The following is an 18,474-nucleotide window of genomic DNA, read 5'->3' on the forward strand; positions in this document are numbered from 1 at the left end:
TGTAACAAATAGCCAATGTTGAAGTAGTCTACGAGATTTTTTATGGCTGAGCCAATTACCCCAGCTGTGAGCGATCGCATCTGCAAGCATATGAACGACGACCACGCCGCAGCGGTGCTGCTCTACGCGGCCGCCTACGGCCATCAACCCGCCGCCACCGCTGCCGTCATGCAATCAATTGACCCCGAGGGCATGACCTTGGCGGTCACGGTCGATGGGGCCCAAACCCCTGTGCGGGTAACCTTTGACCACGCTCTAGAAGGTGCCGAAGATGCCCACCACACCCTGATTGATATGCTAAAACAGGCTCGCGCCAGCGCCTAACCCCCAGCCCAGCCCTACAGGAGGGGCACACCGCCGTTTGCCACAGCAATTGCCATGAGCGTTTCAATTCAATTTTTACCCGATGGCGTCACCGTAGAGGCAGAGGTGGGTGAGCCATTGCTGGTCGTAGCCGATCGCGCCGGAGTAACGATTCCCACGGGCTGTCTGATGGGCTCATGTCACGCCTGCGAGGTAGAGCTAACCGGGCGCGAAGATCCGATTTGTGCCTGTATTACGGCGGTGCCACCGGGGCAAGAGGCCCTGGTGATTAACCTGTATGTTGACCCGACTTGGTAAGCCCGTGGCGCTGCCTTGAACTAGTACTCCACGGCGCAAGTTTAGATACTATTCCTTAGGGCTAGGGAGCAGGGGAGCTAGGGAGCCAAGCGATCCAGAACGGTGGACATATTTCAGCCTTCGAGTACTAGGGAGTCAACGTCTTGCCCACTGCTCTCCAGAAGCCTCTGGAGGGAATCGGCTGACCCTGTGATGGTGTCGTTTTCTCAGGGGAATTAGGCCCCTCGATCAGTTCCTGTAAATAGCCCCAGACTCTGGTTTGGGCTGCTTCCCAGCTAAGGTGTTGGCGGTAGTGCTGCCAGGCCGAGAGTGCTAGCGATTGGTAGCGGGCAGGGTCGGCCATGGAGGCCGCGATATAGTCGGCATAGGCCTGGGCGGTGGCGTCGACGGCAAAGCACCTGCCGTTGATATCGGCCTGCACCACCGTGGGAATGCCGCCTACGGCGGCGGCTACACAGGGCAGTCCAGCCGCATTGGCCTCGCTAATGGCGACCCCAAAGGTATCGGCCTGGGTCGGAAAGATCAAGAAATGGGCGCTGTTGAGCAGTTGGGCAAACTGGGCCTCACCGGCTGGGGTAGCGCGGTCGATAAAGCCGTAGGGACGCACAAAACTGGGCAGCTCACCTGACGTTTTGGGCTGGCAGCCTACTACCCATAGCTCGGTCTCAAGCCCCTGCCGGTTGAGCAACTGGGCAACCTCCAGGGCCAAAGGCCCCCCTTTGCGCTCCCAGTTGACCCCCAAGAAGAGCAGGCGACAGGGCCCCTCAGGGCGCTGCTGAATGATGCTCTCCACCTCGGGTTGGGCCAAATCTTGGGCATGGCTAGCGCCTCGGGGAATGATGCGAATTTTGTCGGCGGGCAGGTCGTAGAGCGTCATCGCTGACTGGGCAGCCCACCCAGAGGTGAGAATAATGCGATCGCAGCGATCGATCGCGGCCTGTTCCATGGCGTGGAGATGGCGGCGAGTTTCTGGGCAGGGGTTAGTCAGGTGAGGATAAAAATCAACTAGGCTGCCCATTAGGGCATCGGTCCACAACACCGTCGGCAAGGACGTGCGCACCCGCGCCAGGGGAATGGCGTTTTCGGGACACAGCAGCAGGTCGCACCCCGACTGGGCCAGCCGGGTTTCAATCTGGCGGGCATAGTGGGGGGCTACCCAGGGCTCTACCGGGCTGTAGTAGCTCTGCTGACGGCGACGATAATACAGCCACTTAAGTCGAGTAATCGGTATTTTATAACTGTGCAATGGCCCTAAAAACGCTAGCTCGGCTCCGCTAGCTTGCAAGACCTGGGCAATTTTTTGCCCAGCTCCGTAGAGCCCCAAATGGCGGCGGGGCCAGGTGGCGCGATCGCGCACATCGTAGGTGGTCGTGTAGGCAATTTTCATGGGTAACTAGGGTGGGCGAGTGGGTCTGCCTGGTCATTGGCCCTAAGGTGCCCAGTGACATGAGACGATCAACGCCCTAGCCAGTACTCCCCAAACCTTGATAAAACGCCATTGCATTCTGGCGGTGGTGCGTGTATTCCCCTAGAAAAGACCCCTGCCGATCGATTTACTCCACAAAAGGCCGCTATAACCTCCGTTTTTTTGCGGTTTAGCTCCTTAAACCTAGGTGCGAACATAGCGCATGAGTCAGGGGTAACCGCTGACCACCCGCAGTGCTTGCCCTCCCAGGGCAGGTCTGGTCAATGGGGCAGGCCGCCTGCGCCTCTTCAACGAGTGAAGCCAGCTCGACAACTGCCACAGGCATAGTCGGGTCACGTCAGTAGAGATGAGACGCTAAAACTAACGACCCCACTCTTGAAGGGAGGGATACAAGGTCTTACTTCTCAGCTGAACTGGCACTCCGGTTTATGAGCACACTATCGAGATCCGACCATGCACATCTACCAACGACAGCGACCCCAGGTTGATCTGCTTTCTGGCAGTGGTTCCAAGGCCCCGGCAGCGGCCGTAGCAGCCTCTCGCTCTACCCTTTATTCCACCACCGACGAAACCTTGAGTCGGTTGGCGGCGGCAGCGGTTAAAAACCAGCAGTATCCGCAGGCGTTGCGGCTGCTGAGCCAGTTGCTTGCGCGTCATCCCCAGCGGGCGATGCACCATAGCAACCGAGGGCTGGTCTATCTGCGGCTGGACAACCCCACGGCGGCTCTGGCTGACTGCGATCGCGCGGTAGCACTTGACCCCACCCTTGACCAGGCCTACAACAATCGTGCCATGTGCCACGCGGCCCTCGGTAACCTGGCCGCAGCCATTGATGACTACAATCGCGCCGTTGACCTCAATCCCTTCAACAGCCGTGCCCGCATTAACCTCGGCGCTACGCTGCGTCAGGCCGGAGCCTTTGATAGTGCCCTCGACTGCTTTGATGAGGCGCTGATGTTTAAGCAGCTACCCGAGTTTATCTACGCTGAGCGAGGCCGCACCTATCACCTGCGCGGCGACTGGAACTGCGCCATGGCCGACTACCGCCGAACCTTGGCCGTCGCCGCGACACTGGCACCCAGCTCTCAAATTCAGGCCCTGGTGCGGCGAGTCAAGCGCTATATGGCAGAGCTAGTGCCCTCGCAAAGCTGCGCCTAGATCGCTGGCAACAGCAGAGCTGTGTTGGATTTATCTAGTCAATAGAAATACTTTGAGGCCCACCGTTACGGGAGCTGGCCTGGCTGGCAGCGCTACTGTGGGGCGCTACTCCCTGGTTATTCAGCCAGCTCTTGACTGGGTCATCCCCCAGACTCAGCCGCAGTAGACCAGAGGCCAGCCCGCCTAAAAACGCTACCGGGTGGGCCGTGAGTTCTTGGGCAAACGGGGTCAGTTCATCTAAAAACATAGGACTTGGTCAGGCTATAGCGACGGCTCGATCGTAACCTGAAAGCTCAGCAAAAAGGAATCTATCGCTGGTCTGGAGTGATCCGTAGGAGATGACTCCAGCTTTTTATGGAATCTAGCATTTCAGGTCTGTTCTGGTCGGGATCTCCTTAGGGCGGGTTAGAGCAGCCGCTCGGGGGGCTAGGGCGCAGATTTGGCTAACAACCTGCGATCGCCAGCATGCTGACCCAAGACACTCTATTTGTATGACTCCGCTGCACCATCAGCAAATTTCCTGAAGCCCGAATCCAGACGTGACGAAAATCACGGAGAGCTGCGGAAGAAAACACAAAATCTTTTAGGTGAACCTGGGTGGAATCACTGTTTCTTTATGCAGAGACAACGATTTGCCCCCAGGAGTTCTACTATGTTCAAGTTTATCCCCACCAAAACTACCCGGGTTTATACCCTGGCTTCTTTGGCCCTGCTGGCTACCGGCACGATTGCCCCCGTCGGCGTTATGGCTACGCCCATTATCGATGCCGCAGGCAACGTTCGAGTTGAGAGCAATGCATTTGACCTATCGACGGGCGAGTTACACAACGAGACGGGCATTCAGCTACCGGCTGGGCTGCTGGATCAACCGCTTGAGAACGTCTCCCAGCCTACGCGTCCAGGTTTGGCCCCCAGCTCAGTCAATCTCGAAATCAACGAAGACTATGTTAGAGAGCAACTGAGAAATCAACTCCCCTCCGATGTCTCGTCTGATTACACCCTCGACACTAAATCTATTACGTTAAATACCCAGTTCAACCTCAGGTACTCGCCCGGCAATCATGGCTTCGGAGAAGGGATTGAGGTGATTGTCTACGACTCCGAAGGCAATGAAATTGATCGCCAAGTGGCCTATGTGCGGGGCGATAACGTGACGCTTGGTCCAAATGGTCAGCCCTTGCCAGACCAAGCCGAAATTAATGTTACTTATAGCGCTGGCGAGCGGGTGATGCTGCGGGTGATGCACCAGTCTGCTAATCGGGTTCTTCCCCGGGAGTCGGGTATTTACTTTACTAACACCGGTGAGTTTGCTGTGGAGGATCGGCCTGACGGTGAATTTGTTGCGCCGGGCCGCAGGCCGAGCCGTGGCTCCTTTGCCCGCAACGACTTCAACGATGGCGACTACTTCAGGCTCTCCGATGGCGAAGGCAATGCCGTCTTGACTGACATCGACAGCAGACAGTTTGAAGAGACTACTTTCATCGAGGAGATCATTACCACCCCTCTTGATCCTCTGGTACGCCAGGAGGAAGAGATCATCGAAATTCCGGTGTCCGTTGACCGCGTTGCCACCCACACCGAAGAACAGCGCGAGTACGGTGAAGTGGAACTCAATGGCCTGAGCGCTGCAGCCCTATCCCATAGCCTGGGGGCAACGACCGAGAACGACGAGCAACTAATCTACAATCGCTACGCCGGGGCGGCCCAGGTGCGCCTGGGCAATGATGGCGGTAGTCTGATTGGCCAACTGCCTCCCCTCAGCAACAATCCAGCCGTACCGCCTACTCTGGTGACCGGAACCCTGCGGTTTAACCCCGGCGCCGCTGTTAACCAAGCAGGCCTCAGCGGTACCCTATCACTGACCCAATTCTTTCACCCCACTCACCGTGAGGCGGTTGACATGTTTGGCCAGGTGATCACTAACCCTGACCCCAATGGCCCTCGTCTGGTGCAGCCCACCGGATTGCTGAGCAACACGCGCCTAGTCGGCTATGTGCCCAGTACGCCCGATCAGGTTGTGACCGGGCGCGCCCTGACCTCAGTAAACGGCATTTTTGAGTTACCCCCAGACGAAGCCGTGGTCATTGAGCCACCCAGCCCCGATCGGGTAGGTCCTGGTAATGCAGCCTATACCCATAACGTTGGGGGATTAGTCATTGAACGAGCCGACGGCAGTAGCGAGTTTGTGCCCCAATGGACAAGGCAGGGCTATGCCACTGAACCGATCGCGCTGGCGGCAGGGGAAGCTCACCGCGTGATTTACGCCCTCGTGCCCCAGCAGGCCGATCAGGATTTGCAGCTTGGGCAAACCTACCCCCTGACGCTGGATGCCACAGGCTATCGCACCGTAGACGGGAACTGGCAGGTGATTGCCGCCGATATCCACCGCGATAATTTCTTGCAGGAAGCGTCAGAAATCTATGCTGTAGAAGACACTCTGGATCAGCAAAACGCCATTACCAATGAATTCAACGGGTTGCGGGGGCTATATCGTCAAACCCCCAACGGCAGCTTGGTGCCAACCCTTAGTCTGACTGATCCAGCCGGGGTCGACGCTCGCGTAGGCAACTACCTGACCACTGCCGATACAGCTATTCCAGGACAGCCCGGACAACCGGGCTTTTACACCACGACTATGGCGGCAGGGCTGTACGCCCGTGGTTCTCTATCCCTAGGACTGGGCAATCAGCAAGATGTCATCACTACTACTACCACCACTGAGAGCACCCAGACCGATGGTCTCCGTCGCCAAACCATTACCCGGTTCTTTGAGACGCCTGTGACCCAGGTTGATAGGACTCTTCAGGAGTGGGTGCAACCCGGGACAGAAACAATTACTCGATCGGGTAACGCTTTGTTTACCATTGATTCCGAAGGCGTGCTGGGCAATGTGCAGTTCAATCGTGCTCCTGACCAGGTCACCAGGGTTCTAGGCGATCGCATTTTGCGTGACGAAACAAAGACCACTGAAACAATTCGGGGAATTGAGGCCCTAGTCGGTGAGGCCACCGAGATCGAGTTTATCCCTGGCTTAGAGAGCGATGGCGTAGTTGAGGTAGACCGTCAGGCCATCACCCAGACCGAGACCTATCCCAATGTGTCACCGCTGCTGGGTGAACTGGCGGTGGGGGGTGTGCTCAACTTTGGCAATACTCCCTGGACTCCAGCGGCTAATACTCTCCGGGCAGAGCTATTTACCCAGGGTCTGGTGCTGGGCGCAGGAAACGGTGGTGCTACCGGCTGGCGGGTCGAAACGGTGATCAACCCCTTTGGGGAAGAACAGCGCCCTGCCTACGGCGTTGACCCTGCGGGCAATGTGACAGCTTTATACCAAACAGAACCCCTGGTGGATGAGAATGGTGAGCCAGTCATCGCCCTGGTTGCCGATGCCAGCGGCGGTAGTCTGCCGATTGTGACGCATCGCTTCATTACCGACGAGTCCGGCGATCGCATTCCTCTCACCGTAGGCACTGGTCGCGCCATTGGCCCGGGTATTTACTTCCGCCTGGAGGGCGGATTCTCTGGTCAAACTAGCACCTCAGTGGTGGGAGGTCTTAAGTTTGACCTCTAGGGCGATCGCACCCAAGCAAGGATAACAGGGGGGAAAGGCGACTTTTACCCCCTTACCCCATTCCAGACAGGCTCGTAGGGTTAACGCCCGATCGCCTTGACCAGGCCAATGCCGCCAAAGTACAAAAACAGCACCGCCCCGGCCAGCAGACTCTGGGTGACCGGGTCGGTAGAGGGGGTCAGCACCGCCCCCAGCACCGCCGCCCCCAGCAGCACGATGCGCCAGCTCTTCACCATTTGCCCCGAGTTAACGATGCCCAAAAGCCCCAGCAGCATTTGCAGAATGGGAATTTGAAAGGCCAAACCGGTGCTGAACAACAACAGCAGCACAAACTCAAAATAGCGATCGATCGACCACAGCTGCTCGACCACATCGGCACCGTAGCTAATGAAGAAGTTGAGCGCGGCTGGAATCAGCGCTACATAGGCAAACAGTAGCCCCGCAAAAAACAGCACGCTCGACCCCAACACCAACGGCCCAACCAGTCGCCGTTCTCGGCGGGTCAGCCCTGGCAGCACAAACATGACGATCTGATAAAGGATAAACGGGCTGGCCGCCACCAGGCCGCTGTAGCCCGCCACCTTGAAGGAGACAAAAAAGTATTCCCCTGGGGATAGCTGCAAAAATTTTACCCCCTGGGCGGGCACCTCTAGCAAGCTAACGATCGGGTTGACCTGCCAAAAGCACACCACGATCGCCAGTATTACCGCGATTAGGCTATAGAAGATGCGCTGGCGCAGTTCTTCTAGATGGTCAAACAGCGACATCTCGACATCGTAGGGAACATCGTCGAGATCAACCGCTGGGTCGGCTGTGGCACCGTTGGCGCTGGCCGTCTCGGCGGTGGCGGTCTCAAGCTCGGTGGGCGGTGTCATAGGCTGGTCAAAGGGGCGGTGGAGAATTCGTTTCTATTGTAAACCCATGGTTTTGTAGGCCCAACAGATTATAGGTCTGAGATTAGGGGGATTGAATGCTCTCTACATCCGAGTCAGGGGTAAAGGTCAGAGTGCGCACATCCCCATTGTCACCAACGGTTACGGCGCGATCGCCATTGACCGACAGCTCGACCCCGCCCGCATTCCCCGTAGTAAATTCCAGGCTGGTTTGGGCCGTCCAGGTTTCTTCAAAGCCGCTTTCAGCGACGCCCTCGTAGACGTTCTCGCCATCGGCGACTACGCTCAACCAGGCGCGATCGCTGAGACTAGCGCTGACGACCACTGGCGCTTCTAGTACGGCCTCAGTCGCCAAATCCCCTGTTTCTTCTAGGGGGTCTAGCGCTGTTTCAGGAGCATCGCTAGGGGCATCGCTAGGGGCATTGCTGTCGTCTGGCACTGTCTCTGCCACCGAGCTGTTGCTATCTGTCTGGGATGGCTCACGACTACGACCCAACCACCCCCAGATGCCCAAACCCAGCACCAATAACAGCCCGCCCAGGCTGAGCAACAGCGGCAGAGATAGCCACGCCCGTTTAGGAGACTCTTGCTGCAGCACCTTGATGCTGTGGCGCGTCTCGGGCTCAACAACACCGTTGGTATCGGCCTGAGCTAGCGATTCTGCGGTGGGCAGCACAGCCACCGGAATGACCTTAAATTCTTGGGCGATCGCCTGACCATCTAACCCCAAAGCTTCGGCATAACGGCGAATAAACCCTTGAATAAACACTGGCTCCGGCAACTCTCCATCACTGCCCGATTCCAGAGCACGGAGGAGTGCAGGACGAATAAAAATCTGATTGGCCAACATCTCTATAGATAGGCCCTGATCTTGACGCACCTGCGCTAGATACGCCCCAATGTTCTGGAGCTGATCGATCTGAGTAGGCGCTAACTTAGCCACGGCACCCCTTTGAACCACGCCATAGATTATCTGAACCAAATTATCTTAAGGGGAAATGGCCATCCCAGCTAAAACACCTGGTTCCATGCGTACACAGCATAATCAGTCCAGATGCCATTTTGCCAGTAGGGGTCACCCTCAATCAGCTGCCGCACGTCTGCTTCGCTATTGGCCTCATAGATTCCAAATACCTTGGTATTGTCGGTGGTCGGGCCAAGGGCCACCAGCACCCCGTTGTCTTTCTGCTGCTGCAACCCCTGTAAGTGATCTGCGCGAAATGGAGCCCGCTTTTCTAGTACATTTTCGCAGTAGGTGCCCCACATCACATACTTGGTCATCATTATAAGCCTCTCAAAAGAACATCGATGATGGTATCAGATTGAGTAATCTTCTATACGGAAAGATGTCTTCTCAGATCAATCAGGAGCGGCTGAGGCCCACCTGTAAAAGTGTCACGGTTTTTACGCAAGCCCCTACTGTTTTTTGCCACACTGAAATCTGAATTGTTTGAGTGAAATTACTCGGCATTAAGCGGTGAACCCAAGTCTTGATAGATGCTGGAGTCTAATATCAGCAAGGTTTTCCGGAATCTATCCACGTCTTAGTGAAGTAATACTTCATCGGAGCTTTAGTCGAGATGGGTTTGGCTTCGCTGATGCTTTACCTGATGCTCCAGGGAATTCTTTAACTTAAGCAGAGGGCTTTACAAGGGTCTGTTGCTGTATCTATGTTCCTGCGATCAGGCATTGAGATTTTACGTCAAGTCCACTCAGTGCCCAATGCTTTCTCAGACAGTCTTAACGATTGGACTTGCGAGAGGTTTAACCATGAAACGCTTTATGTCTACGATCAGTCAGGGTCTTCGCGCTACAGGTCACACCCTCAACTTAGACCTATTTCGGCCACTGCGTCGGTGGATCAGTCACCTGAGGGTTGAGACCCCCCGCCGGGCCCACAAGGTGGCTGAGTTGATCCCCGCCCAGTGCCCCTTTGAGCGCAATATCGTTGTGTGTGGCCGATCTATTGCTCATATTCCACCCCTGTGCAAGCTCAACCCTCTTTATAATGAGCTGGTCGAGTTGCGGTTTCGGGCCCTGTGCTACCTGGCCGACGAGTGTGGCGAAGATATTTCGGCCTACATTTAGGATGCTGGTGCAGAAACCAGATCGCTTGGCCGCGATCGCCATCTCATCCAGGACTGATCATGGTTCTGGTGCAGGCAATGGTTCCGGTGCAGGTACCCAGAATGACCCTAGCCGTAGCCATAGCCATGTGTTTTTGTTCGGCAATCACCTCAGCGATCGCAGCCGCTAGGGTTCACCTTGCTCTGCTGGCGGTGCCGCGTCAACAGAAGTGACGTTTAACCGCTTCCTCCTGGCGTAGCTGAGCCAGCTCAAAACCGACGACTTGCTTGGCAAACTCATGAAAGGTCTCAATCGGCCAGCGATAACTCCAAGTGGCAAAACTACGGGCACTGTCCCAATGCAGTGCATCGGTCAACAAAAACCGTGGGGCATAGGCTAGAAACAAGGGCATCGGCCTCGGACATGACTAGCGATCGCCCCCGTTTTGGCCAAGAAACCAGCTGATTTCCTCCACCAGCCAGGCTTTTTCGATCGCCGTTAGGGGGGTGCCAAACTTGTGCTGGTTGATTCCCTCCAGCAGGGTAATGGTTTGCACGGGGCGATCGTTTTGGGTGTAGGCCGTTTGCAGTTCAACCTTGGCTAAATCGGCGGTATTGCCCGCCTGCTGCCGGGTCCACCTCAGCAGGCGGCGGGAGAGGGAAAAGTGGTGGCGATCGATGCGCAAGGTAACGTGGGCCAGCAGATTGTTGATGATGCCGCCAATCATGCCAAAGCCCGCCACCCAAAAAGGAATGGCAAACAGCCCAAACCACCACGCGCCTCCCGATACGACACCAAAGGTCCAAAACAACACAAAGCCATTCCAGAACAGGCCGAATAGAGCAAGGCCAATGGTCTCTCCGCGCAGGCCAACAGGGGGGATCGCGATCCTCAGCTCCGTGGGTGAGGTCTGAACCCGCACCCGAGTTCCGGCAGGTGGGCGCGGGCGGAGCGAGGCCATCGGCACCAAGGGGGCGGGTTGGGTGAGGGCAGCGAGGGCGACCTGGGCCGACGCAAAGCGGTCTTCCACCAGGGGGTCGAGTAGTTGATCCAGCCAGTCGGCAAAGGCTGCCGAAACCGAGAGATAAGGGCGAAAGTTAAGGCGCAGTCGCGCTTGGGGCAAGTCGGCGGGTGACTGATGGGTGAGTACAAACAACAGGGTAGCCCCCAGACCGTAGAGATCGGTTGCAGGTACGGCCTGGCCGCGAAATTGTTCGGGGGCCATGTAGCCGTAGGTGCCCACCACCGTGCTGCCCTGGTCGTCGCGGTAGACCGTCTGCACCGCACCAAAGTCAACCAGATAAATCTGGCCATCGTCGCGACGGATGATATTTTGGGGCTTGAGGTCGCGGTGAATGACGGGCGGATTGAGGCCGTGAAGATAGCTCAGTACATCCAGCACGGCGGCGGCAATGCGGCGGGCTTCGGCTTCATTGACCCGACCTCCGGCCTCCACCCAGTCGGCCAGGGAGGTGCCCTCAGCCAGGTCTTGGGCCAGATAAAACCAGCGATTGTCGGCGGTATCGACTTGAAACGCGTCGATGTATCGGGGAATAGCCGGGTGATTGAGGGTTTTGAGGATGCCAGCCTCGCGCTCGAATAGCTCAATTTTTTTCCAGTCTTGCAGGCCGCGCAGCGAGAGCTCTTTGAGGGCGATCGCATGGCCTGTATCGAGCACCTCGGCGGCATAGGTGGTACCGCTACTGCCCTGACCCAGACACCGCAAAACGCGGTAGCGGCCGTCAATAATGTCGTTGGTAGCCCTTGACAGTTCCATAGTGGGGTGATCTACGTCCGACAAAGAACTCTGTATCCATTATGCCGTTGCCCATTAGTTGCCGGATAGGGTGACCCCAGTCGGTGCCCTAGCTAAGCCCAACCCGGAGCGGTGGCGGCGCTAGCCCAGTCTTTTACCGCAGTTCAAAGAATAATCCCAGCAATTTGGCCATGATTTATCATCTCTCTGGGCCCAGGGGCCACTAGACTAATGGCAGTTGTATAGCCGAGACGTAAGCGTTGAGCGAGTCGCAGAATACACCGACTACCCTCACCGTAGACCGCAGAGAGTTGCAAGAGCTGGTGCGATCGCAGCTCCAGGTACTACTAGAGCAGGGCAATTTGCCAGGGGCCAAGGCGCTGCTGGTGCCGGTGCAGCCTGCGGATATTGCCGAGGCTATTGAGGGCCTGCCCGAGGCCATGCAGGCGATCGCTTTTCGGCTATTGGGCAAGGGCGAGGCGATTGAGGTCTACGAAAACCTCGACACCAGCGTGCAGCAGGCCCTGATCGAAGACTTCAAGCGCCAGGACGTGCTCGACATCGTCGATAAAATGTCGCCCGACGATCGGGCTCGGCTGTTTGACGAACTGCCCGCCAAAATTGTGCGCAACCTACTGTCGCAGCTCAGCCCCCAGGAGCGCGAGGCCACCGCCCTGCTGCTGGGCTATGAAGCCGGTACCGCCGGGCGGATCATGACCCCCGAGTACATCGCCCTCAAGGAAGGGTGGACTGTGCTGCGTGCCCTCGACTACATTCGCAGCCGTGCCTTTCTCAGCGAAACCATCTACTACCTGTTTGTCACCGATGCCGCCCGCCGCATGACCGGCATTCTCTCGCTGCGGCACCTGGTGCTGGGCCAGCCCGAGCAAACCATCGGCGACTTGATGACCCGCGACGTGATCTCTGTGCGCACCGACACCGATCAAGAAGAAGTCGCCCGCCTAGTGCAGCGCTACGACTTTCTAGCCGTGCCCGTGGTCGACACCGAAGAGCGCCTGGTCGGCATTATCACCGTCGATGACCTGATTGACGTCATCGAGGCCGAAACTACCGAAGACATCTATACCCTCGGCGGTGTGCAGAGCGGTGGCGATAGCTATTTTCATTCCAACCTATTCGATGTGGCCCGCAAGCGGGTGGTGTGGCTCTCGATTTTGCTGGTGACCAACACCGTTACCACCGCCGTGATTCGCAGCCAGCAGGATATCTTGCAGCAGGTGGTCACCCTGGCCGCCTTTATTCCGCTGCTGATTGGCAGCGGCGGCAACGTGGGGGCGCAGTCGTCTACGGTGGTGATTCGCGGCCTCAACACCCAAGAAATTAGCTCTAAGCAGGCCCTGTCAGTGATTCGGCGGGAGGCGATCGCTGGCACGGTTCTGGGGCTCATGCTCGGCGTGGTGGTCACCGGGTGGGCCTACCTGCTCCAGGGCAGTCTGCCCGTAGCCCTGACCGTAGGCATTAGCCTGGTGGCCATCTCTATTTTGGCCTCTACCGCCGGGGGCACCCTGCCCATTTTGTTTGAGCACCTCGGCTTTGACCCGGCCCTAATGTCGGCCCCCTTCATTACCACCATTGTGGACGTGCTCGGGGTGCTACTCTATCTCACCTTGGCCCGCCATATGCTAGGTCTAGCCTGAGAGCCCTGCGCCCGACGCGTAACGGTTGCCCCGCGCCTTATGTGAGCTACGCTACCTAATTTGATTTAAGATAAAAAGGGTGGAAGCTAGATTCCGGCCTAAATTTCGGGTTGTGAAAGGTATTCTTGCCCACTTCTGGATACAAATGTTTACAATAATTTGTAAGTCTGTGTCGATTTAGGTTGCTTGTTTGTTCATACTCAAATAAACTCAACCCAACTTGGCGACCCCTTACACAGCGTCATACATACCTAAGCTCTTTATATATCTGTTTGCCGTTCCACCTTCGTAGCCTAACCTCTCCCTAGACAGCCTTTCGGGACCCATAGACTTAAACGGTTCGCCTATCCTCAACACCCAATCTCTGTCAGGTCAAGACCCCCACGAGATCCCTGTGCTGCAAAAGATCAAGCAAGACCTTAAAAACGATCTAATCGCCGGGCTGCTGGTGATTATTCCCCTGGCCACCACCATTTGGCTGACCATTACGATTTCAGCCTGGGTGGTGCGGCTGCTGACCCGTTTCCCCAAGCAGCTGGCACCCTTTGATGGCCTCAACCCCGTGCTGGTGAACTTCATCAACCTGGTGATTGGGCTCTCGGTGCCACTGCTGGCAATTCTCATCATTGGCCTGATGGCTCGCAACATTGCCGGGCGCTGGCTGCTGGATGTAGGCGAAAAAGTAGTGCAATCGATTCCGTTGGCCGGGTCGGTTTACAAGACCCTGCAACAGCTACTGCAAACCGTCTTTCAAGACTCTAGTACTCGCTTTCGCCGGGTGGTTCTGGTGGAATATCCCCGCAAGGGTGTTTGGGCGATCGCCTTTGTGACCGGCGCTATGACAGCGGCCGCCGTATCGAGCGCTCCTAAAATGCTCAGCGTGTTTGTGCCCACGACTCCCAACCCCACCAGCGGCTGGTATGCCATTGTGCCCGAAACCGACGTAGTGAACCTGTCGATCTCCATTGAAGAGGCCTTTAAGGTGCTGCTGTCTGGCGGTATTGTTGGCCCCAATCTGGCCTCGGCTGTGCCTGCCGAGCGGCTTGAAGTGGTAACAGGAGAGAGCCAGTTGTCGATTTCCCTGGGCCAGAGTGGGGCAGGATTGACGGCTGAAATCCCCCCTGAACGCCTCGACGCCCCCGAGCAACTTTCTGTCTTACCCTTAGACGAAGATTGCTAAGATATAGCCTGGTTCTGGCCCTGGGGTAAGGCGATGTGTCGCGAGGCGCAACCTGCCCGATTGGGGCCTGGGCAGAACCAAGCACCGCCGCTTCTGGGAGACATTGACTATGCAAGCCCGCCGTATGGCCCGCGAGTTGGCCCTGTTGGGCCTCAGCCAGCTTTCCGAGAAGCCGGGTAAACTGATTACTCAAGATTTCAAGAAGCTACTGCTGTCGGCGGTTCAAGCCCTCACCGCTGAGGCCAAAGACGCCCTAGAAACCGCCTCTGATGAGCTCAAGCGGGGCAGCCAACACCTGGTCGACAGCGGCACCCGCGCCAGCGATGTCGAAAAGGGCCGAGCCATGGTCGAAGATGCGATCGCCCTCACTCAGACCGCCATCAACCGCCTGGCCCATGCCGTGGAGCTGCCCGAGTTTATTCGCCTCAGCAACCAGTCTGAGATCGAAGCCTTTGCCCTAGAGCTGCTGAGCAACACCGCCAAATACCAGCATGATGTCGATGCGGTGCTCGATGACGCCATGGTCGCCTGGAACCTCAAGCGCCTGGCCCGGATTGATCGCGACATTTTGCGCCTGGCCGTGGTTGAGATCAACTACCTGGGTACCCCCGATCGGGTCGCCATCAATGAGGCGGTTGAGTTGGCCAAACGCTACAGTGACGACGATGGCTTTCGCTTTATTAACGGTGTCCTGCGCCGGGTGGTCAGCCGCAGTGATGGGAGCCAGGTTGAGGGCAATGAAGCGACCGTAGACAGTCCGGTAGCTTAGCCCGGTAGTTGAGGGGCTTAGTGCAATCACTCCGGCTCCTCTCGCACGGGGATAAAGCCTTACTATTAAGAACAGTCACACCGTCCGCAAGGTAGCTTCGATATGTCTGGGTTCAACTGGTTTCAGCGCAGTTTCGACAAGTCTGACAGCGCCGATGCTAAGGCTAGCGAGGCTGACGCTAACGCTGCCGAGACCGAAAAAGACTCTGGTACCGCGCCGCCGCCGCTCTCCTCAGAAGACTATCTAAAGTGGGCCAAAGCTGCCTATCAAAATATTCAAAAGCAGCAGGCTGAATCTGAGCCAGAGCCTGAAACCCCAAAGCCTGAAACCCCAGAGCCTGAAACTCCAGAGCCTGAAACCGTAAAGGAAGAGTCGGAGGCTTTTGTCCCAGTTGATTTGGCTGAGGAGCCTGCCACTGCCGAGCCCGAGCCCATCGCCCCAGAGGCGATCGCTGAGCCTCCGGCAACCCTAGATGCTGGGGCCGCCTCTATCCCTGAGGCTGAGGAGATCGCCCCCGAGCCTGAGCCAGAACCCGTCGCCCCGCGCCCTTTCTGGGCCCAGGCGGAGGAAGAACGCCAGCAGCGCTTGGCCCAGCTGGAAGCCACCGCCATTGCCGACCCCGAGCCCGTTGCCGCCGTCGTCGCCGCCCCCGAGCCCTTGCTACTGGATATCGATCTCGACGAAGCCTTTCTTTGGTCGGCAGAGGTGCTGGCTGCCCAGGGGCGACGGCCCGACGATATCTCCGTCGAAGAGATCACCTGGCTCAACAAACTGCGCCAGGGGCTGAACAAAACCCGCCTTAGCCTGGTCAACCAACTCAAGGCCATTGTCGGCCAGGGGCCGCTTAACGATGATGCGGTGATGGAGATTGAGGCCCTGCTGTTGCAGGCCGATGTGGGCGTGGCCGCCACCGACAAAGTGATTGAGGCGTTGCAGAAGCGCCTGCGCGAAGAAGCGCTGCCCCCAGACCAGGCGATCGCCTACCTCAAATCTATTCTGCGGGATATGCTCGATGCCCCCCTGGGCGATGCCCACAACCTCACCTTTACCCCTGAGAAAGGCAGCTTTAATATCTGGTTGATGACTGGGGTCAATGGTGCCGGTAAAACCACCACCATTGGCAAGCTGGCCCATATTGCTAAAAAGTCGGGCTACAACACGCTGATTGCCGCCGCCGATACCTTTCGGGCTGCCGCTGTGGAACAGGTCAAAACCTGGGGCGCTCGCAGCGAGGTGGAGGTGATCGCCAACCCGGGGCAAAACACTGACCCGGCGGCGGTGGTCTACGATGCGATCGCTGCCGCCCAGTCGCGCCATACCGAGCTATTGCTGGTCGATACCGCCGGGCGACTGCAAAACAAAAAGAATTTGATGGACGAGCTGGCCAAGATTCGCCGCATCGTCGATAAGAAAGCGCCCGATGCCCAGATTGAGGCATTACTCGTGCTCGATGCCACCCTGGGTCAAAACGGTCTGCGCCAGGCCGAAGTCTTTGCCGAAGCCGCCAACCTCAGCGGTGTGGTGCTCACGAAGCTAGACGGTACCGCTAAAGGCGGGGTGGCCCTGGCGGTCGTCGAGCAGTTGGGTCTACCAATTCGCTTTATCGGGGCCGGAGAGGGCATCGAAGACCTGCGCCCCTTCTCTAGCTACGAGTTTGTGGAAGCTCTACTCAGCGGTTAACTGGGAGCAACACCCCACAACTGTCGATAACCAGGATTGGGGGTTCCTATCGCCTGCCCGCCGCTTGGGCCGGGGGATTGTTGCATTGAGCGGTTGATAAATCCATCAAAATGGCTTGATTACCGTTGGCCGAGCGCTGGGGCACCCAAGCTCTATTGCCGCCGTAGATAGCTACTTCGATAAACGATCGCCCGCCTTGAACCACAGCGGTAGGAGGGTTGGTCGTGGCGTAGGCAATATCACCTACTAGGAAGCGATCGCCCGTAGCGGCCCCCACATTGGGGCTAGAAAACACCGATGTAGCCATCTGCACCCGATAGCAGTAGGGTAGGCTACCACCATTGTCACCGCCGACAATGCCGCCGCCACCCCCGGCGGCGTTGAAGGGTGGGTTGCGGCACTGATCGGTAGTCAAATCGACAATGAGCGGTACGCCGTCGATGGTCGATAGGCGAGGCAACCACCCCCGATTACCGCCGTAGATTGCGACCTCAACAAAGGCCCGGTTGCCATCGAAGCGCACCGTAGGCGGATTAGCTATAGCGTAGGCAATGTCACCCCGAAGAAATCTATCCGGCGTTGCGGCTGTGGATGACGGGCTAGAAAACACGCTCAGGGTGTCTTGAACGACAAAACAGTAGGAGACAGATCGACCCTGAGCCGCAGCTGGTGGCGCATTGATAGCAGCCAGCGCGGCTATACCCAGCAGTGAAAGCGCTTTTCTAAAAGACTTTGAAATAATTGTCATAATTAGCAGATCAGTAAACCAAGGATTTTTGAGGGAACCGCAACGACCACATTTGACTTTAATTAACCGGCAAAGCCATCTGAAGACTCATATTTTAAGCAACTCTTAAGATGAGCCTGACTTTGCGCTAGCCAAAACTGATCTGCCAGATCATTTCTCTGGGCATATGCATACCGTAATAGTTATGTCAAAATTCTCGCCCTTCCACTACTCGGTTAACTCGTTTGTTTGGGTGTATCTAGCAGAAGGGCGATCGCCCAACCTCGATAGGTGAACTCTAAAGACGGCTTCCGAATGCTGATATTGAACTACTTTTAGACATAGAATTTGCCAAGAAAAGTGGCTATTTCGTCAGTCAGATTAGTGTCTGCATCAGAGGCAAAACCATTTTATAAGCCCATATACTACTGCTAAACCATGCAAAAAATTTTTGCTTTTACAGCCAAATATGGATACACATAACCTTTAAATCTCTCTGCTAACAAAATTTCAAAACATCTTTCCGCCTATGGACATATCTGCTTACAAGGAACCTTGCAAAAGCACGAATTCACGACGTAGAGTAACCCGGACGTTGATAGGGGTGCATCCCAGTTATGCAATGAGCAATAATACCTAATCTTGACCAGGCGCATGAACGTTAAGCTTTGAGCAGTTCAACCTAGGAACTTCACTGCCATGGATGCCTCCTCAGTGGAGTCCGCAGTTAGAGAAGTGTTGTTTGTTGGTGAGTGCCAACGAGTCCTACGACGACACGGCTCATGATATTGCAGTGCTAACCAGGATAAGTAGGCAGTTGAGATTAAATGTAAGATAGCAGGGTAGCCAGAGTGCCCTCAAATGCCCGCCCCATTACGCATCATTTTGACCGAGGAAGAAGACCGCACGTTAAGTGAACTTCGGGAGGCTCAGACAGTTCCCTATCGGACGCGTGACCGAGCGCATAT

General features: G+C 56.6%; 18 protein-coding genes. 10 read left to right on the top strand and 8 right to left on the bottom strand.

Annotation, left to right across the window (positions count from 1 at the left end; genetic code table 11):
• Positions 1-42 precede the first annotated feature (42 nt).
• Entirely contained in the window at positions 43-324 is a 282-nt protein-coding gene (locus tag IQ254_RS09845) for a DUF2470 domain-containing protein (RefSeq protein WP_193966001.1), read from the top strand.
• A 54-nt stretch (positions 325-378) separates the two neighbouring features.
• Positions 379-621 (top strand): 2Fe-2S iron-sulfur cluster binding domain-containing protein, encoded by a 243-nt coding sequence (locus IQ254_RS09850; RefSeq protein ID WP_193966002.1) that lies wholly within the window; start codon positions 379-381, stop codon positions 619-621.
• A gap of 127 nt (positions 622-748) precedes the next feature.
• Here IQ254_RS09850 and IQ254_RS09855 read toward each other — a convergent pair whose 3' ends face one another.
• Positions 749-2,008, bottom strand: coding sequence for a glycosyltransferase family 4 protein (locus IQ254_RS09855; protein WP_193966003.1), 1,260 nt, complete (start codon positions 2,006-2,008; stop codon positions 749-751).
• Between the two features lie 492 nt (positions 2,009-2,500).
• On the opposite strand from IQ254_RS09855, the gene IQ254_RS09860 reads away from it, so the two are divergent.
• Complete coding sequence (locus IQ254_RS09860) at positions 2,501-3,205, top strand: tetratricopeptide repeat protein (RefSeq protein WP_193966004.1); 705 nt, start codon at positions 2,501-2,503, stop codon at positions 3,203-3,205.
• Between the two features lie 34 nt (positions 3,206-3,239).
• Here the strand turns inward: IQ254_RS09860 and IQ254_RS09865 are convergent, their stop codons facing one another.
• Positions 3,240-3,452: a hypothetical protein gene (locus IQ254_RS09865; protein WP_193966005.1), complete on the bottom strand. Its 213-nt coding sequence runs from the start codon at positions 3,450-3,452 to the stop codon at positions 3,240-3,242.
• A gap of 405 nt (positions 3,453-3,857) precedes the next feature.
• Between IQ254_RS09865 and IQ254_RS09870 the strand changes: the two genes are divergently transcribed.
• Positions 3,858-6,776, top strand: coding sequence for a hypothetical protein (locus IQ254_RS09870; protein WP_193966006.1), 2,919 nt, complete (start codon positions 3,858-3,860; stop codon positions 6,774-6,776).
• Positions 6,777-6,856: 80 nt separating this feature from the next.
• Here the strand turns inward: IQ254_RS09870 and tatC are convergent, their stop codons facing one another.
• The 3 genes from tatC to IQ254_RS09885 all read right to left on the bottom strand — a co-directional run bounded on the left by tatC (position 6,857) and on the right by IQ254_RS09885 (position 8,950).
• The gene (gene tatC, locus IQ254_RS09875) at positions 6,857-7,651 is read right to left on the bottom strand and encodes a twin-arginine translocase subunit TatC (protein WP_193966007.1); all 795 of its coding nucleotides are present in this window, start codon (positions 7,649-7,651) and stop codon (positions 6,857-6,859) included.
• A gap of 82 nt (positions 7,652-7,733) precedes the next feature.
• Positions 7,734-8,612: a helix-turn-helix domain-containing protein gene (locus IQ254_RS09880; protein ID WP_193966008.1), complete on the bottom strand. Its 879-nt coding sequence runs from the start codon at positions 8,610-8,612 to the stop codon at positions 7,734-7,736.
• 68 nt (positions 8,613-8,680) lie between these two features.
• Positions 8,681-8,950 (bottom strand): YciI family protein, encoded by a 270-nt coding sequence (locus IQ254_RS09885; protein ID WP_193966018.1) that lies wholly within the window; start codon positions 8,948-8,950, stop codon positions 8,681-8,683.
• 489 nt (positions 8,951-9,439) lie between these two features.
• Here IQ254_RS09885 and IQ254_RS09890 point away from each other — a divergent pair, with 489 nt between their 5' ends.
• Positions 9,440-9,757 (top strand): Mo-dependent nitrogenase C-terminal domain-containing protein, encoded by a 318-nt coding sequence (locus IQ254_RS09890; RefSeq protein WP_193966009.1) that lies wholly within the window; start codon positions 9,440-9,442, stop codon positions 9,755-9,757.
• 7 nt (positions 9,758-9,764) lie between these two features.
• Positions 9,765-9,926, top strand: coding sequence for a hypothetical protein (locus IQ254_RS09895; RefSeq protein WP_193966010.1), 162 nt, complete (start codon positions 9,765-9,767; stop codon positions 9,924-9,926).
• A 30-nt stretch (positions 9,927-9,956) separates the two neighbouring features.
• Here the strand turns inward: IQ254_RS09895 and IQ254_RS09900 are convergent, their stop codons facing one another.
• Positions 9,957-10,148, bottom strand: a complete 192-nt coding sequence (locus IQ254_RS09900; RefSeq protein WP_193966019.1) for a hypothetical protein — start codon at positions 10,146-10,148, stop codon at positions 9,957-9,959.
• A gap of 15 nt (positions 10,149-10,163) precedes the next feature.
• Entirely contained in the window at positions 10,164-11,513 is a 1,350-nt protein-coding gene (locus IQ254_RS09905) for a serine/threonine-protein kinase (protein WP_193966011.1), read from the bottom strand.
• A 239-nt stretch (positions 11,514-11,752) separates the two neighbouring features.
• Between IQ254_RS09905 and mgtE the strand changes: the two genes are divergently transcribed.
• The 4 genes from mgtE to ftsY all read left to right on the top strand — a co-directional run bounded on the left by mgtE (position 11,753) and on the right by ftsY (position 16,779).
• Complete coding sequence (mgtE, locus tag IQ254_RS09910) at positions 11,753-13,150, top strand: magnesium transporter (RefSeq protein ID WP_193966012.1); 1,398 nt, start codon at positions 11,753-11,755, stop codon at positions 13,148-13,150.
• Between the two features lie 394 nt (positions 13,151-13,544).
• A complete protein-coding gene (locus IQ254_RS09915) occupies positions 13,545-14,330 on the top strand; it encodes a DUF502 domain-containing protein (RefSeq protein WP_193966013.1) in 786 nt (261 codons plus the stop codon).
• 109 nt (positions 14,331-14,439) lie between these two features.
• Positions 14,440-15,099 carry a transcription antitermination factor NusB gene (nusB, locus tag IQ254_RS09920; protein ID WP_193966014.1) on the top strand — a complete coding sequence of 220 codons (660 nt, stop codon included), beginning with the start codon at positions 14,440-14,442 and terminating at the stop codon, positions 15,097-15,099.
• 102 nt (positions 15,100-15,201) lie between these two features.
• Entirely contained in the window at positions 15,202-16,779 is a 1,578-nt protein-coding gene (gene ftsY, locus IQ254_RS09925) for a signal recognition particle-docking protein FtsY (RefSeq protein ID WP_193966015.1), read from the top strand.
• 46 nt (positions 16,780-16,825) lie between these two features.
• Here ftsY and IQ254_RS09930 read toward each other — a convergent pair whose 3' ends face one another.
• A complete protein-coding gene (locus IQ254_RS09930) occupies positions 16,826-17,527 on the bottom strand; it encodes a hypothetical protein (RefSeq protein ID WP_193966016.1) in 702 nt (233 codons plus the stop codon).
• Between the last annotated feature and the right edge of the window lie 947 nt (positions 17,528-18,474).

Source organism: Nodosilinea sp. LEGE 07088 (assembly GCF_015207395.1).
Taxonomy (GTDB): Bacteria; Cyanobacteriota; Cyanobacteriia; order Phormidesmidales; family Phormidesmidaceae; genus Nodosilinea.